General features: G+C 74.6%; 12 protein-coding genes. 1 reads left to right on the top strand and 11 read right to left on the bottom strand.

The genetic code is table 11. From position 1 onward, the window contains the following. Positions 1-122 precede the first annotated feature (122 nt). Complete coding sequence (locus FIC82_RS08840) at positions 123-1,340, top strand: ROK family transcriptional regulator (protein WP_154798306.1); 1,218 nt, start codon at positions 123-125, stop codon at positions 1,338-1,340. 69 nt (positions 1,341-1,409) lie between these two features. On the opposite strand, the gene FIC82_RS08835 is transcribed toward FIC82_RS08840, so the two are convergent. The 11 genes from FIC82_RS08835 to FIC82_RS08785 form a co-directional block, all read right to left on the bottom strand. Then, on the bottom strand, positions 1,410-1,949 hold the full coding sequence (locus FIC82_RS08835) for an ASCH domain-containing protein (RefSeq protein WP_154798305.1): 540 nt from the start codon (positions 1,947-1,949) through the stop codon (positions 1,410-1,412). Positions 1,950-2,311: 362 nt separating this feature from the next. Beyond that, positions 2,312-3,337, bottom strand: a complete 1,026-nt coding sequence (gene ilvC, locus FIC82_RS08830; RefSeq protein ID WP_168731647.1) for a ketol-acid reductoisomerase — start codon at positions 3,335-3,337, stop codon at positions 2,312-2,314. A gap of 108 nt (positions 3,338-3,445) precedes the next feature. Then, a complete protein-coding gene (ilvN, locus tag FIC82_RS08825) occupies positions 3,446-3,970 on the bottom strand; it encodes an acetolactate synthase small subunit (RefSeq protein ID WP_154798304.1) in 525 nt (174 codons plus the stop codon). Positions 3,971-3,983: 13 nt separating this feature from the next. After that, positions 3,984-5,891, bottom strand: coding sequence for an acetolactate synthase large subunit (locus FIC82_RS08820; protein ID WP_154798303.1), 1,908 nt, complete (start codon positions 5,889-5,891; stop codon positions 3,984-3,986). Between the two features lie 367 nt (positions 5,892-6,258). Next, positions 6,259-8,127: a glycoside hydrolase family 13 protein gene (locus FIC82_RS08815; protein ID WP_154798302.1), complete on the bottom strand. Its 1,869-nt coding sequence runs from the start codon at positions 8,125-8,127 to the stop codon at positions 6,259-6,261. A 19-nt stretch (positions 8,128-8,146) separates the two neighbouring features. Beyond that, positions 8,147-9,193: a DUF4037 domain-containing protein gene (locus FIC82_RS08810; RefSeq protein WP_168731646.1), complete on the bottom strand. Its 1,047-nt coding sequence runs from the start codon at positions 9,191-9,193 to the stop codon at positions 8,147-8,149. Between the two features lie 47 nt (positions 9,194-9,240). Continuing rightward, positions 9,241-10,221 carry an NAD-dependent epimerase/dehydratase family protein gene (locus FIC82_RS08805; RefSeq protein ID WP_168731645.1) on the bottom strand — a complete coding sequence of 327 codons (981 nt, stop codon included), beginning with the start codon at positions 10,219-10,221 and terminating at the stop codon, positions 9,241-9,243. After that, positions 10,218-12,071 carry a class I adenylate-forming enzyme family protein gene (locus FIC82_RS08800; protein ID WP_216610008.1) on the bottom strand — a complete coding sequence of 618 codons (1,854 nt, stop codon included), beginning with the start codon at positions 12,069-12,071 and terminating at the stop codon, positions 10,218-10,220. The genes FIC82_RS08805 and FIC82_RS08800 overlap by 4 nt, the downstream gene beginning before the upstream one ends. Next, complete coding sequence (locus FIC82_RS08795; RefSeq protein WP_216610007.1) at positions 12,068-13,369, bottom strand: cytochrome P450; 1,302 nt, start codon at positions 13,367-13,369, stop codon at positions 12,068-12,070. The genes FIC82_RS08800 and FIC82_RS08795 overlap by 4 nt, the downstream gene beginning before the upstream one ends. After that, positions 13,366-14,157: a glycosyltransferase family 2 protein gene (locus tag FIC82_RS08790; RefSeq protein WP_168731644.1), complete on the bottom strand. Its 792-nt coding sequence runs from the start codon at positions 14,155-14,157 to the stop codon at positions 13,366-13,368. The genes FIC82_RS08795 and FIC82_RS08790 overlap by 4 nt, the downstream gene beginning before the upstream one ends. After that, positions 14,154-15,245 carry a 3-oxoacyl-ACP synthase III family protein gene (locus FIC82_RS08785; protein WP_253691654.1) on the bottom strand — a complete coding sequence of 364 codons (1,092 nt, stop codon included), beginning with the start codon at positions 15,243-15,245 and terminating at the stop codon, positions 14,154-14,156. Before FIC82_RS08785 ends, FIC82_RS08790 begins: the two co-directional genes overlap by 4 nt. Between the last annotated feature and the right edge of the window lie 28 nt (positions 15,246-15,273).

Here is a 15,273-nt window from a genome sequence, read left to right as displayed (position 1 = left end):
CCGTGGCGACGGGCGCCGCGCGAGGCGCACCGATCCCGGGTAGCGCACGGACATGACTTGCGTCAGGGCCGACATCCGTGCACTATTAGGAAACTTTCCTAAAATCGCTCCGAAGGACCGCCATGACCGCGCCCACCTCGTCGAGGATCCCCGGCACCCCCGGGCTCCTGCGCACGATCAACGATCGCGCCGCGCTGGAGCTCCTGCTCGACGCGGGCCCGCTCACGCGGTCCCAGATCGGCGACAGCACGGGCGTGTCGCGGCCGACCGCCTCGCAGATCGTCGCACGGCTCGAGGAGTCCGGGCTCATCGAGCCCACGGGATCGGTCCAGGGCGCCCGCGGTCCGCAGGCGACGCAGTACGCGGCGCGCACGGACGTCCTCGTCGGTCTCGCGCTCGACGTCGTGCCCGACGGCGTGCGCGCCAGCGTCGTCGACGCCCTCGGCCGGATCCTCGGCGAGACGACGGTCGCGGCCGGCCCCGACCGCACCGCCGCCACCGACGTGCGCACCGCACGGGACGAGGCGTGCACCGCCGCCGGCATCCCCGTCGCCCGCGTCGCCACCGCCGTCGTGGGTGTCCAGGCCGCCGTCGCGCCGCGCACGGGCGACATCGCCCTCGTCGGCGAGCTGCCGGGCTGGCCCCGTCGCGGGCTGCGCGGGCACCTCGAGGACGCGTTGGGCATCGACGTGCGCGTCGAGAACGACGTGAACCTCGCCGCGATCGCCGAGCGTGACGCGGGCCGCGACGAGCAGAGCTTCGCCCTCCTCTGGCTCGGCGAGGGCATCGGCATGGGCGCGTGGCTCGAGGGCAGGGTCCACCACGGCACGGCAGGCGGCGCCGGCGAGATCGGCTACCTCACCGTCCCCGCCGCCGACATCGACGACTCCGTCAACGTGCAGGACCTCGTCGGGGGCCTCCGCCTCGTCGAGATCGCCGCCCGTGCGGGCGTCCCGGGGGTGACCGAGTCGACACCGTACGCCGACGCGGTCGCCGCCGTCGCCGCGCACCACGGCACGAGCGCGGTGCACGACCTCGTCCAGGACCTCGCCCGCCGCGTCGCGATCGTCCTCCAGCCCGTCGTCGCGATCCTCGAGCCCGACGCGGTCGTGCTCGGGGGCCCCACGGGCGTCGCGCTCGGGGCGGAGCTCGCCGACTCCACGGCCGCCGTCCTGCGCGGCACGGTCCAGCCCACCGGTGCGGTCGTCGCGAGCGCCGTGCCCGAGCTCGCCGTCCTGCGTGGAGCCCGTTCCGTCGTCGCGCAGGACGTCCGCAACCTCCTGCTCGCCGCTGCGGGCCGGCCGGACCACCCGGTCGTCGCACCACCGGTCCCGGGGTAGCCCCTCTTCACCTACCCCGTGAGCGGTGGCCGGCCGAACGTGGCACGGCCGGCCACCGCTCGACCCCGCTCAGCGCGGGTAGCGCAGCTCGAACCGCTCGCACACGAGCGGCATGTCCGGCGCGAACTCGCGCGCCAGGACCCGCCTGAAGTACTTCTCGTGCTCAGCGCGCCACGACGCGAGCGAGCGGTCGTCCTCGCCCTCGGCCCGCGCGAAGTCGGCGTCGACGGCGTCGAACGCGACGACGTCCACCGACGTCGTGCGGATGAGCGCCCGCGGGTGCCCCTCCCCGTCGAGCAGGATCGACAGCTCGCCGACCTGCGGGACCGGCTCCCCCGACTCCTCGTACTCCCACAGGGCGGACGACGTCGCGGTCTTCTCCCCGCTGAGGACCGCCTCGAGCAGGCCGTCGGCGAGCGCGGGGTTGTCGCCGAACGACCACGCCGGCGGCGGCACCGTCTCGGCCACCGTGGTCCCCGTGACCACACCCACGCGCGCCATCCCTGCGCTCGGCCGGGCCAGCTCCCAGAAGGCGAGGATCTCCGCCGCCCGCTCGTCCAGCGCCACGTCGTCCGTCACCGAGTCCCCCTCGTTCGCCTGTCGGTTCATGCCCTTATCGTGGCGCACCAACGGGCGATCTGCCCGGTCTCCCGCGTTTCGTCCCGCCCGTGTCGCGCCCGACCACCCCTGACCTCCCCGGGTCGTCGACGCACCGGGCCGGCCGTGTCTGGAACCGACCCACGACCGAGGCGACCCGACAGGACGAGGAGGGGGCGGCGTCCTGCGCGATCGTGGCGGGCCTGGCGGGAGGCCGAGGCACGAGGCCGGATGGTAGATCGCGCACGACGCCGCCCCCTCCTCGAGGTGAGCGACGCGCGTCAGGTCAGCGAGCCGCAGAGCCCTCGGTGTAGTCGGTCGGGCAGACGCCTCCCGCCGACTCCGGCAAGGGCTCCTTCGTCGCCCTGCCTGCGTCAGCGTGCGGCGCTGCCCTCGGTGTAGTCGGCGTCCTGCTGCTTCCATGCGAACAGCGAGCGCAGCTCCTTGCCCACCTTCTCGATCGGGTGCTGCGCGGCCTTCTCGCGGAGCTCCTTGAACTCCGGCGCGCCGGCGTCCTGGTCGTCGATGAAGCGCTTGGCGAACGCACCCGACTGGATGTCCGCGAGGACGCCCTGCATGTTCTCCTTGACCTTCGCGTCGATGACGCGCGGGCCGGACACGTAGTCGCCGTACTCGGCGGTGTCGGAGACGGACCAGCGCTGCTTGGCGATCCCGCCCTCCCACATGAGGTCGACGATGAGCTTCAGCTCGTGCAGCACCTCGAAGTAGGCGATCTCCGGCTGGTAGCCGGCCTCGGTGAGGGTCTCGAAGCCGTACTGGACGAGCTGCGACACGCCACCGCACAGGACGGCCTGCTCGCCGAACAGGTCGGTCTCGGTCTCCTCCGTGAACGTCGTCTTGATGACGCCCGCCCGCGTGCCGCCGATCGCCTTCGCGTACGACAGCGCGACGTCCCACGCCTGGCCCGACGCGTCCTTCTCGACGGCGATGATGTCGGGGATGCCGCGGCCCGCGACGAACTCGCGGCGCACCGTGTGACCCGGGGCCTTCGGCGCGATGAGGATGACGTCGACGCCCTCGGGCGCCTCGATGTAGCCGAAGCGGATGTTGAAGCCGTGCGCGAACGCGAGCGTCTTGCCCGTGGCGAGGTTCGGCTTGATCTCGTCGTTGTAGATCGAGCGCTGGTGCTGGTCCGGCGCGAGGATCATGATCAGGTCGGCCCACGCCGCGGCGTCCGCGACGGACTTCACCTCGAAGCCCTCGTCCTGCGCCTTGGCGGTCGACTTCGAGCCCTCGCGGAGGGCGACGACGACCTCGACCCCGGAGTCGCGCAGGTTCTGGGCGTGCGCGTGGCCCTGGCTCCCGTAGCCGACGATCGCGACCTTCTTGGCCTGGATGATGGACAGGTCGGCGTCGTCGTCGTAGAACAGCTCAGCCACGATGGATCTCCTCGGTTCTTCGTTTGCGGTGCGGTGTCTTGGGTGATGAACGAGCTCTCGGGTGCGCACCGACGCCCGTGCGGGTCTCGGTGCGAGGGTAGGCGATGGTCAGGCGGAGCGGACCACGCGTTCCAGCGCGCGGTCGGTGATCGAGCGGGAGCCGCGCCCGACGGCGACCGCACCGGACTTCACGATCTCGCGCACGCCGTAGGGCTCGAGCGCCCCGAGCAGGGCGTTCAGCTTCTCGCCGGTGCCCGTAGCCTCGATCGTCACGGCGTCGGGCACGACGTCGACGACCTTCGCGCGGAACAGGTTGACGACCTCGAGCACGCCGGTGCGGTTCGCGCCGTCGGCGCGGACCTTGACGAGCAGGAGCTCGCGCTGCACGGACGCGGCGGCGTCGAGCTCGACGATCTTGATGACGTTGACGAGCTTGTTGAGCTGCTTCGTCACCTGCTCGAGCGGGCGCTCCTCGACGTCGACGACGACGGTGATGCGCGAGATCTCCTCGTGCTCCGTCGGGCCGACCGCGAGCGAGTGGATGTTGAACGCGCGACGGGCGAACAGGCCCGCGACGCGCGTGAGCACGCCGGGCTTGTTCTCGACGAGCACGGAGAGGGTGTGGCGGGACATGGCTGCGCGCTCCTCAGTCTTCACGGTCCCACGCGGGCGAGATGCCACGCGCGTACTGGATGTCGTCGTTGCTCACGCCGGCGGGGACCATCGGCCACACCATCGCGTCGCGGGAGACGTTGAAGTCGATGACCACGGGGCGGTCGTCGATCTCCATCGCGCGCTTGATCGCCGCGTCCACCTCGCCCATCGACTCGACGCGGATGCCCTCGCAGCCGTAGGCGTCGGCGAGCTTGACGAAGTCGGGGACGCGCGCCGTGCCGTGGCCCGTGTGCAGGTCGGTGTTCGAGTAGCGCTTGTCGTAGAACAGGGTCTGCCACTGGCGCACCATGCCGAGCGAGCTGTTGTTGATCAGCGCCACCTTGATGGGGATCTCGTTGATCGTGCAGGTCGCGAGCTCCTGGTTGGTCATCTGGAAGCAGCCGTCGCCGTCGATCGCCCACACCGTGGTGTCGGGGCGCCCGACCTTCGCACCCATGGCCGCGGGGATCGAGAAGCCCATGGTGCCGAGCCCGCCGGAGTTGATCCAGGTGCGCGGGTGCTCGTAGCGGATGAACTGCGCCGCCCACATCTGGTGCTGGCCGACGCCCGCGACGTAGATCGACTCGGGACCGGAGATCTCGCCGAGGCGGGAGATGACGTGCTGCGGGGCGAGGTGGCCGTCGTCCGGCTCGGAGTAGCCGAGCGGGTAGGTCTCGCGCCAGTCGTCGATCTGGCGCCACCACGCCTCGACGTCCGGCTTGCCCTTGGCCTCGTGCTCACGCTCGAGCTCGGGCAGCAGGTCGGCGATGACCTCCTTGAGGTCGCCGACGATCGGCACGTCGACGTCGCGGTTCTTGCCGATCTCCGCGGGGTCGATGTCCGCGTGCACGACCTGCGCGTGCGGCGCGAAGCTGGACAGCGCGCCCGTGACGCGGTCGTCGAAGCGCGCGCCGAGGGACACGACGAGGTCGGCCTTCTGCAGCGCGGCCACCGCCGGGACGGTGCCGTGCATGCCCGGCATGCCGAGGTTCTGCGGGTGCGTGTCGGGCACGGCGCCGCGTGCCATGAGCGTCGTCACGACCGGTGCGCCGGACAGGTCGACGAGGCGGCGCAGCTCGGCCGACGCGTTCGCGCGGACCACGCCGCCGCCCACGTACAGCACGGGCCGGCGGGCCGACGCGAGCAGGCGCGCGGCCTCCTTGATCTGCTTGCTGTGCGGCTTCGTCACCGGGTGGTAGCCCGGGAGCTGCACGTCCTGCGGCCAAGAGAACGTCGTGCGGGACTGCATCGCCGACTTCGCGATGTCCACGAGCACGGGACCGGGGCGCCCTGTCGACGCGATGTGGAACGCCTCCGCGATGGTGCGCGGGATGTCGTCGGGGTCGGTGACGAGGAAGTTGTGCTTGGTGATCGGCAGCGTGATGCCGACGATGTCCGCCTCCTGGAAGGCGTCCGTGCCGATCGACGCCGCACCGACCTGGCCCGTGATCGCGACGAGCGGGATCGAGTCCATGTTCGCGTCGGCGATGGGGGTGACGAGGTTCGTCGCGCCCGGGCCCGAGGTGGCCATCGTGACGCCGACCCGGCCGGTCGCGTGGGCGTAGCCCTGCGCCGCGTGGCCGCCGCCCTGCTCGTGCCGCACGAGGATGTGCCGCAGCCGCTGGGAGTCCATGAGCGGGTCGTACGTCGGGAGGATCGCGCCGCCCGGGATGCCGAAGACGACCTCGGCGCCGGCCTCCTCGAGCGAGCGGACGATCGACTGCGCGCCGGTCATCTCCTCGCCGGGCGAGGCGCCTGCGCCGGCCGGGCGGGCCGTGGCTGCGCGCCGGACGTCGCCGCGCGGGGCGACCGACGCGGGTGTCGGGGCGGGCTTCGGCGCCGGCGCCGCGGGCGTCGGGGCCCCCGGTCGCGGAGGTGCCGGGGTGGGACCCTGGGCCATGGTGTCTCCTGCGTGTCGTGGCCTCGGCCCGGCGGGCGCCCCTGGGGGCGCTCCGCCGGGTGCCGGAGCCGACCGTGGTGGTGCGGTCGTGCTGGTCGCGGTGTGCGGGGCCGGTCGTCGCGGGTCTCGCGGGTGCGGCGCTCGCGGGGCCGTGGTGGGGCCGTCCGCGCTTCTGTCTGGCGTTGTGGTGGCAACAAAAAACCCCTCGAACCCGGGATGCCGGGCTGAACGAGGGGTGAGCGCGCTGACGAAGCCTGGTGGCGTGGCCTCAGCCGGCGCGCTCAGGAAGTACTACAAGGAGAATCGTCTGCACGGCATGGGACTGTACGCCCATGTTTCGGGGATGTCACGTGTCGAGGCGCCCGTCTCACGCACTGGGACGCGGGGCGTGCTCACGCGCGCGGCGGAGCACCCACCCCTCCCAAGGCAGGAGGTGCCCGACGGCGCCCGGTCGGCCCTCGTCGTCGTCCCTTGACGGGTGCGTGGAGACGAGCACCACGGCCTCCTCCCACCCCGCGATCACCCCGGCGGGGACCTCCTGCGGGGTGCCGCTCACGTTGACCACGACGAGCAGCTCGTCGTGGACGGACCCACCGCCGGAGCCCGTCGTGTCGAGACCGCGCGTGAACGCGTAGAGAGCCTCGTGGTCGGGGAGGAGCATGCGGAAGTCGCCGAGCGCGACGACCGGCTCGTCGCGGCGCAGGGAGACGAGCCGGCGGTAGAAGTGCAGCACCGAGTCCTCGTCGGCCCACGCGGCCTCCGCGTTGATCGTGGTGTGGTTGGGGTTGACCTCGAGCCACGGCGTCCCGGCCGTGAACCCGGCGTTCACGGTCGCGTCCCACTGCACGGGCGTGCGGGCGTGGTCACGGCTCGCGTGCGCGAGCACGGCGAGCATCTCGCCGTCGGTGCGCAGTCGCGGGCCACCCGTGCGGCCGGTGAGCTCGCGGAAGTACCCGAGCGACTCGACGTCCTGGTACTGCTCGACGCGGGTGAACGGCGCGTTCGTCATGCCGAGCTCCTCGCCCTGGTAGACGTACGGCGTGCCGCGGTGCAGGTGCAGCAGGAGCGCGAGCGCCTTGGCCGAGGCCACGCGGTGCGCGGGGGAGTCGTCGCCGAAGCGCGAGACGACGCGCGGCTGGTCGTGGTTGTCCCAGTACAGGGCGTTCCAGCCGCGGTCGGCGAGGCCCGCCTGCCACCGGCCGAGGGTCGCCTTGAGGTCGGCGAGGTCCCACCGGACCGGGTCGTAGCGCGTCGCCCCGTGGTCGATGCCCATGTGCTCGAACTGGAACACCATGTCGACCTCGCGGCGGTCGGGGTCGGTGTACCGGACGCCGTGCTCGACGGTCACGCCCGGCGTCTCCCCCACCGTGAGGATCTCGCGGCCCTGCGCGAGGAAGGGCGCGAACACCTCGCGGTGCATCTCGGCGAGGAACTCGTGGACGCGCGGCCCGTCCGTGTAGTGCGGGCTCCCGTCGCCGTACGTCCCCCAGTGCACCTCGCCGTCGGGCAGCGAGCCGTCGGGGCCGACGTCCTTGGAGATCAGGTTGATGACGTCCATGCGGAACCCGTCGACACCACGGTCCAGCCACCGCCGCATCATGGCGTAGACCGCCTGGCGGACCTCCGGGTTCTCCCAGTTGAGGTCCGGCTGCTTGGTGTCGAACAGGTGCAGGTAGTACTCCCCCGACGCCTCGTCGAACCGCCACGCGCTCCCACCGAAGAAGGACCGCCAGTTGGTCGGCTCGGCGCCCGGCGCCCCGGGCTCCATGCCGGCGCGCGCGGGGCGCCACCAGTACCAGTCGCGTCGCGGGCTCTCGGCGGACGACCGCGACTGGACGAACCACGGGTGCTCGTCGCTCGTGTGGTTGACAACGAGGTCCATGACGAGCTTCATCCCCCGCGCGTGCAGACCCTCGATCAGCGCGTCGAGGTCCGCGAGCGACCCGAACAGCGGGTCGACGTCCTCGTAGTCGCTGATGTCGTACCCGTTGTCCGCCTGCGGCGAGCGGTACACCGGGGACAGCCACACGACGTCCACCCCCAGCCGCTCCAGGTGGTCGAGGCGCCGGGTGACCCCGGGGAGGTCGCCGACGCCGTCGCCGTCGGTGTCCTGGAAGGAACGCGGGTACACCTGGTACACGACCGAGCGCGTCCACCAGGGCGCGTCACCGGGCGTCTCGGCGCCGGGCCACCCGCCGCGGGGCAGGGCGTCCGGGGTAGGGGCGGACGAGGTCATCGCACGGCTTCCTCTCGGGTCACGGGGTCGTCGTCCCAGCCTGCCCGACGCCGCGCGCCGCGGCGACGCGACGGCCGGGGTCGGTGAGGACGTCGACGTCGTCGACCCACTGCTCGACCGTCCCGACGCCCGGTGGCAGCGCCTGCACCACCGGGTCCTGGATCGCGGCCGTCACCGCGTCGGCCACCGGCCCGAGCCCCCGGTACGGCCGGTCGAAGAACGGGACGACGACGTCGGCCACGGTCGGGAGCCGCACCTCGCCCTGGAGGTCGTGCAGGGTCTCCAGCGCCCGGCAGAGCGCTTCCTCGCGCGCCCGCCCGTCGGCGGCGGCGAGCGCCGCCGCGAGGTCGGGCCCGGCGACGGCGGCGCGCGGGAGCGCGGCGAACGCCGTCCCGAACCACTTCGCGTACGGAGGCCAGCGCCGCTCGAGCAGGAACCCGAGGTGCATCGCGACGCGCACGAGCCGGGCAGCGACGACGCGTGACCCGAGGTCGTCGCCGCGGTCCGCCGTCCGGCCGACGAACGGCAGCTCCTGGCCGATCCGCGCCCAGTCGACGGCGACCGCGTAGCGCCACAGGTCGTCCGGGTACCAGGCGAGGCGGTCGCGCGCCGCGGTCAGCGTCCCCTCGGTGTCCACGAAGACGGGACCTGCGGTGACCTCGAGCACCGCCTGACCGGTGAGCGCGAGCCAGTCGTCCACGGCGAGCGGGCGCGTCGCGTCGACGCCGAGGCGGGATCTGACGAAGCCCGACGGCGACGCGACCTCGACCTGGTGCGGACCGTGCGGGTTCCACGTGGTCGGGAAGCGGGTCGGGTGCCCGCGGAACATGTCCGGCAGCTCGGCGTCGAGCAGCGCGTCGACCTGGTCGACCATCGGGTCGTCGACCAGCAACGTCAGACGCAGGCCCCAGTCGTGGTCGCGCGACGTCGCGTCGTCGAGCCCGAGGACGTCGGACCCGCTCCCGAGACGTCCCGCCGCGTGCGGCAGCCCGGGCCAGCGGCGGAGCACGATCGGCCCCACGACCTCGTCGTAGTAGCGCCGCGCGAGGTCGGTCCCGGTCTCCACCCGGGCAACCTAGCCGGTCGTCGTCACCACACCCAGGGCTTTCGCCGCTACCACCGCTCGGCCCCGACGAAGCTCGTGGGAGCGGGCTCGACCCCGAGCACGTCGCGCAGGACCGTGAGGTCGTAGGTGCGCTCCATCGCGAGGTGGCTCAGCGCATACCGCGTGAGGCGCGGCGGCTCAGGGCGTCGCAGCCGCCGCGCGACCGTCTCGACCGCGCCCGCGAGCGCCCACGCGGGGCGGACCGGGACGGCGACGACCCGGACGTCGGTGCCGCGTCGGCGGAGCGCGTCGGTGAGCGCGTCGCGCAGGACAAGCGGCTCGGCGTCTGTGACGTTCGCGACGAGGAGCCCGGGGGTCGGTCCTTCCCCGCCGCCGGGCGCCCGGACCGTCTCGTCGGGCAGCGCGACGGCAGCACGCACCGCGGCGAGCAGCGTGTCGACGTGCGTCAGCGACTGGAGCGCCCGGCCCCCTCCGGGCAGCACGAGGCGTCTGTGCCGCACGGCGGCCTCGACGCGCGGGAGCAGCGTCGTGTCCCCCGGGCCGTAGACGGCGTGCGGGCGCAGCACCACGACGGCGCCTCGGTCTGGGTAGCGCGCGACGTCGCGCGCGAGCGCGCGCTCGGCCTCCGCCTTGGTCGTCCCGTAGGCGTCGAGGTACCGGTCGACAGGAGCCTCGTGCTCGCGGGCACGCACGCTCGGGCGGAACGGGTCGTACACGCTGCCGGACGAGACGTGCACGAACCGCGCACCGGGGAACGTCTCGCGGACCGCGAGCGTCCCGCCGACGTTGGTCGCGCGCGCGACGTCGAGCGCGCACCAGTCGGAGACGGCGGCACCCGCGTGCACGACGGCATCCACCGCGGGCGGGTCGGCGAGCGGACCGGCGGTGAGGTCCCACGCGAGGTGCCGGGCGCCGTCGACCGCCGGGTCGCGCCGGGAGGACGTCCAGACCTCGTGCCCGTCGGCGACCAGGCCGCGCGCGACCGCTCCTCCGACGAACCCCGACGCCCCGGTGACGACGACCCTCACGTGCGGGCGCCGTGGACGGCGGTCGCCGCGGCGGGCCCGGTCGTCTCGGTCTCGAGCGGCTCGGCGGGCACGGCCGGCTCCACCGTCGCGCGCGGCTCGGCGGGCACGAACGGGGCGGCGGCGCGGGAGAGCGCCGCGCGGTCGGGCTTGCGCGAGCGACCGGCGAGCGGGACGCAGTCGGCGTGCAGCACGACGTCGGGCAGCGCGTCGTGGTCGAGCACGCCCGGCAGCGCGGCACGCACCCGGTCGACGAGCGGGTGGAGCGGGTCGAGACGGCCCGCCGACCCGCCGTCGGACCGTGGACCGCGCCCTGCGGACCCTTCCAGCCGCTGGTGGCCCGTCGCCGGATCGCCCGTCGCCGAGGTGACGACCAGCGCGACCCGCTCGTCGCCGTCCACCTGGGGCACGCCGACGAGCAGCGCCTCGCCGACGCCGTCGAGCGCGGCGACGCGCGGCTCGAACAGGCCCGGGTAGATGTTCGTCGTGCCGCGGATGATCATGTCCCGCGTGCGACCGACGAGCAGGAGCCGGCCCGCGCCGTCGAGACGTGCGAGGTCGCCGGTGCGGTGCTCCGCGGCCCGTGCGCCCGCGCCGCGCGCGGGGGCGTCGAGGTCGTGCAGGTAGCCCGCCATGAGCGACGGCCCGGACAGCACGAGCTCTCCGACGACGTCGTCGCTCCCTGGTTCGCCGACGGCGTCCCGACCGTCCTGGGGCTCCTCGCCCTCGACCGGGTCGAGCCGCGCGACCGTGCCGGGCAGCGGCACGCCCACGAGGTCGCCGTCGCCCACGTACGCGAGCTTCTCGTGCGCCTCGACCACCGCGACGGGCAGGATCTCCGTCGTCCCGTACACCGCGACCCAGCGTGTGCCGGGCAGCGCGCGCGTCGCGCGCTCCAGCAACGCGCGGGTCACGGGAGCCCCGCCCACGAGCGCGACGCGCGGCCCGCGCGCGGGCACCGTCCCGGCCTCGACCGCGTCGAGCAGCGCGGTGACGTCGGCCGGCACGAGGTAGGTGCCCGCCGCGCCGTCGAGCTGGCGCGCGAACGTCGCGATGTCGCGGCCCGGCGGGTCGGCGGGCACGGACCACGTGGCGCCCGCGAGCAGCGCGGGGACGCCGAGCAGCATCTGGTCGGTGTGCACGACGTCGCCCGGCGCGAGCGCGAACACGTCGCGCAGCAGGTCGCACCCGGCGAGCAACGACCCCGCCGTGTGCACGACGGCCTTCGGCTGCGCCGTCGTGCCCGACGTGAAGACGGTCAGCGCTTCACGGTCCGGGTCGAGCGGCGGCAGCGCCGCGCGGTCGACCGGGCGCGCGGCGAGACGGCGCGCGGCGCGCGAGCCGCGCGGCACCCCGGGGAGCCACGGCCCCGCGTGCACGTGCCGCAGCGGCAGGCTCGCGTAGTCCGGCAGGAGCAGCCCGCGCGAGCGGGCCAGACGACGCAGCGGCCCGCGCGACACCGCGTACAGCAGCGACTCGGTGGTCGCGAGCGACGGCCCGGCCGCGCCCACGCGCGCCGTGAACAGCTCGGGGGTCGAGCCCGGGTCGACGAACACGATCGTGCCGCCCGCGCGGACGACCCCGAACGCGAGCACGACGCCCTCCGGCCGAGGACGCACCGAGAACAGCGCCCGGTCCCCGGGCGCGAGCCCGTCGGCCGCGAGCGCCGTCGCGGTCGCCTCGACGCGGCGCGCGAGGTCGGCGTACGTGACCTCCTCGCGCACGCGCGCACCCCGACGACCGGGGCGCGTCCAGCGCCGGAGCGCGACGGCGTCTGCGGACGCGTGCCCGGGGGCGCCCCGCTCGAGGATCGGGCCCAGCAGGTGGCGAGCCGCGTCGTCGGGCGCGGTCACGCCGCCTCCCCTGCCGACGACGCGGCTGATCCCGCGACCGGACGCGTGCCCGACGCTCGCATCCCGCCGGCGGCCGCCCGCACGACGAGCGAGCGGTAGGCGGGGATGAGCACCCCGCGCGCGACGGCGCGGTCGACGACCTCGACGTTCCGCCCCGCGGCGGCGACGGGGCGCAGGGCGTCCAGCACCGCGTCGACCTGGGCCATGGCGAGCGGCATGCCGAGGCAGAAGTGCGGGCCGGCACCGAACCACAGGTGCCGCACGGCCGGGTCGACGGGGGCGTCCGGGTCGAAGGGGCCCGCGTCCTTGCAGCAGGAGATCGTCGCGATCACGACCCGGTCCCCCGCGCCGACGCGGACGTCGCCCACGGTCGCGTCGGTGCGCACCGAGCGCAGCATCGCGGGGGTGGGCGCCGTGACCCGCAGCGCCTCCTCGACGACGCGGCCGCGCAGCGCGGCGACCTCCGGTCCGGCAGCGGGGTCGGCCACGAGGAGCCGGCCGAGCCAGCCCGTGTCCGCCGTGAGCGCGACGAGGCGTGGCACGAAGGACTGGATGGTCTCGGTCCCGGTGAGGACGAACGCGCCGACCGCACCCATCGCCTCGTCCTCCGAGAGCCCGAGCTCGCGCATGCGACCGGGCACGGTCGCGGGGTCGCCTGCGCGGTAGGCGTCGCGGGCCGGGGCCGAGAGCCGGGCGAGGACGGCGCGCGCGTGCCGCACCTGGGCGGGCGTGAGGCTGCGCCGGTGCAGCCGCACGAGCCCGACCACCGACTGCGCGGCCGTCATGGCCTCGCGGACGGCCGCGTCGGTGGGCGGCAGCCCGGTCATGGCACAGATGACGGTGCCCGCCATCGTGGCCGTCTCCGCGACGAGGTCGACGCGCTCGCCCGCGAGCAGGCGCGGGGCGAGGCCCGCGAGGACGTCGGGGACGCTCACCGCGACGAGCTCGCGCACCGCGCGCGGCGTGAACAGCCCGGACAGCGCCCGGCGCAGGCGCGCGTGGTCGGCGCCCTCCATGTTGAGCAGCACGGACGGGCCGAGCACGGGCGTCCACAGGTCCGACGGCGACCCCGGGCCCACCTTGGTGAAACGCTCGGTGTCGAGCAGCACGGCCCGCGCGGTCGCGGCGTCGGACACGACCACCCCGATGCCGGGGACGCGCACGACCGGGCCGCGGTGGCGCAGCGCCCGGATCGCCGGGTAGACGAGCGGGTGCGCGCCGCGCTGGACCCGATCCTCCCAGCGCATCGCCGCCGCGAGCGCCGCGGCCGGGGCGCGGACCGCCGTCGTCTGGCTCATCGGATGTCCACGACCTCGGGCCGGTAGCGGTGGTCCGCGTACCAGCCGAGCGTGCGCACCAGTCCCCACGCGTGCGCGCGGCGCGCCGACGCGAGCACGACGACCTCACGGTGCGCGCCGTAGCGGCGCGTGAGGCGGCGCACCGCGTTGACGAGCGCCCGGTCCTCGTGGACGTCCTCGATCGCCGTGCGCGGGAACCCGCCCGCAGCCTCGTAGAGCTCGGCCGTGATCGCCATGTTGCAGCCCGGCGCCATGACGTAGGGGCCGAGGTAGGACGGGTCCTGGTTGCCGGGCCGGAAGCGCCCGAACGTGCTCGCCACGCTCACCGCCGCGGACAGCACGCCCTGCTGGACGCGCGAGACCGGTCGGTCGTCGGTGCGTGCCACGAGCCTGCCCGCGACGAGGTCGTGCCCGCTCGCGAACGCCGCGCGCACGCGCCGGGTCCAGTCATGCAGCGGCACGCAGTCTGCGTCCGTGCGGGCGAGGTGCGTCGCCCCCTGCTCGATCGCCGCCCGCATCCCCGTGTCGGCCGCCGCGCCCGTGCCCTTCTGCGGCTCGTCGACCACGCGCCACCGCGCCATGCCCCACGCGGCCGCGGTCGCGCGGACGAGGTCGCCCGTGCCGTCCGACGACCCGTTGTCGACGACGACGAGGTCGAAGTCCGTGTCGTGCTGGTCGCGCAGCGCCTCCAGGGTCGTGACGATCCCGTGCGCCTCGTCGCGGGCGGGCACGACGACCGCGAGCCGCTGCGGGCTCGCGACGTGCCTCGTGAACCGGCGTGCCGTCACAGTCGCACCACCGTCGCGCCGATGCTGATGCCGCCCGCGAGCCCCACGAGCACGACGACGTCCCCCGGCCCGACGCGTCCCGTCTCGAGCGCGGTGGCGAGCTGCAACGGGAGCGTCGCGGACGCGACGTTGCCGTGGTCGGCGACGGTCACGAGCGTGCGGCCGGTCGGCAGGCCGAGCGCCGCGTGCACGTCGTCCAGGTACGCGACGGCGACCTGGTGGACCGCGACGAGCGCGACGTCGTCCCACGTGAGCGCGGCACGGTCCAGCGCGTCGAGGACGACGCCCGGCCCGAGCGCGAGGAACGCGTCGCGCAGCCGCGACCCGTCGATCTCGAAGTAGGTGCGCTCGAGGTCGCGCGGGTGCGCGGTGCCGCCGCCCGGGAGCATGCCGACGTCCCAGTGCGTCGACTCGGCGCCGAACGCGCTGGCCAGGATGCCGCGCGGAGCCGGCGCGCCGTCCGCGTCGCGCGCCTCGGCCTCCACGGCGGTGGCGCGACGCACGAGGACGGCCGCTCCGGCGTCGGACATCGTGTAGCCGGGCGCGGAGAGCAGGTAGGTCGCGCGGTCCGGCACGTCCCAGCGCACCGCGCGCGACGGCGCCTCGCCCGACGCGATCAGGACGGTCGCGTAGCGTCCGGTGCCGATGAGCGCCTCCGCGACCTCGATCGCGTTGAGCACCGAGTTGCACGCGTTCTTCACGTCCATCACCGGCGCCCGGACACCGAGCTTGGCGGCGACGATGTGGCACGTCGCGGGCTCGACCATGTCCTGGCTCGCCGAGGCGAAGAGCAGCAGGTCGACGTCGTCGGTCGCCAGCCCCTCGGCCGCGAGCAGCTTCTCGGCGGCCGCGACGGCGAGGTCGGACGCGTCCCAGTCGTCCGGGAGCACGTGGACCTGCCGCACGCCCGTGAGGCGCGAGACCATCGGCACGCGCGGCGCCGCGCCCGGGTTGCGCGCCGCGAGGGCACGCTCCGCCTCGCGGACGTCGACCGTGCGCTCGGGCAGGTGCACCCCGACCGCGGCGAGCACCGCGGTCGGGGGCGCGAGGGGCGGACGGGACGCCGTCCCGGCGGGGTTCTCTGGCACGCGCGACACAGTAGCCAAGCAGACCCGC

The sequence above is a fragment of the Cellulosimicrobium protaetiae genome, from assembly GCF_009708005.2.
Lineage (GTDB): Bacteria > Actinomycetota > Actinomycetes > Actinomycetales > Cellulomonadaceae > Cellulosimicrobium > Cellulosimicrobium protaetiae.
The sequence above is the reverse complement of the archived record's forward strand: the minus strand, read 5'-3'. Positions and strand labels throughout refer to the sequence as shown.

What these genes read in the sequence shown, in the direction of transcription:
- FIC82_RS08795 (WP_216610007.1), bottom strand. Translation starts at nt 13,369, where the DNA reads ATGAGCCAGACGACGGCGGTCCGCGCCCCGGCCGCGGCGCTCGCGGCG.
- ilvN (WP_154798304.1), bottom strand. Translation starts at nt 3,970, where the DNA reads ATGTCCCGCCACACCCTCTCCGTGCTCGTCGAGAACAAGCCCGGCGTG.
- FIC82_RS08835 (WP_154798305.1), bottom strand. Translation starts at nt 1,949, where the DNA reads ATGAACCGACAGGCGAACGAGGGGGACTCGGTGACGGACGACGTGGCG.
- FIC82_RS08840 (WP_154798306.1), top strand. Translation starts at nt 123, where the DNA reads ATGACCGCGCCCACCTCGTCGAGGATCCCCGGCACCCCCGGGCTCCTG.
- FIC82_RS08815 (WP_154798302.1), bottom strand. Translation starts at nt 8,127, where the DNA reads ATGACCTCGTCCGCCCCTACCCCGGACGCCCTGCCCCGCGGCGGGTGG.
- FIC82_RS08820 (WP_154798303.1), bottom strand. Translation starts at nt 5,891, where the DNA reads ATGGCCCAGGGTCCCACCCCGGCACCTCCGCGACCGGGGGCCCCGACG.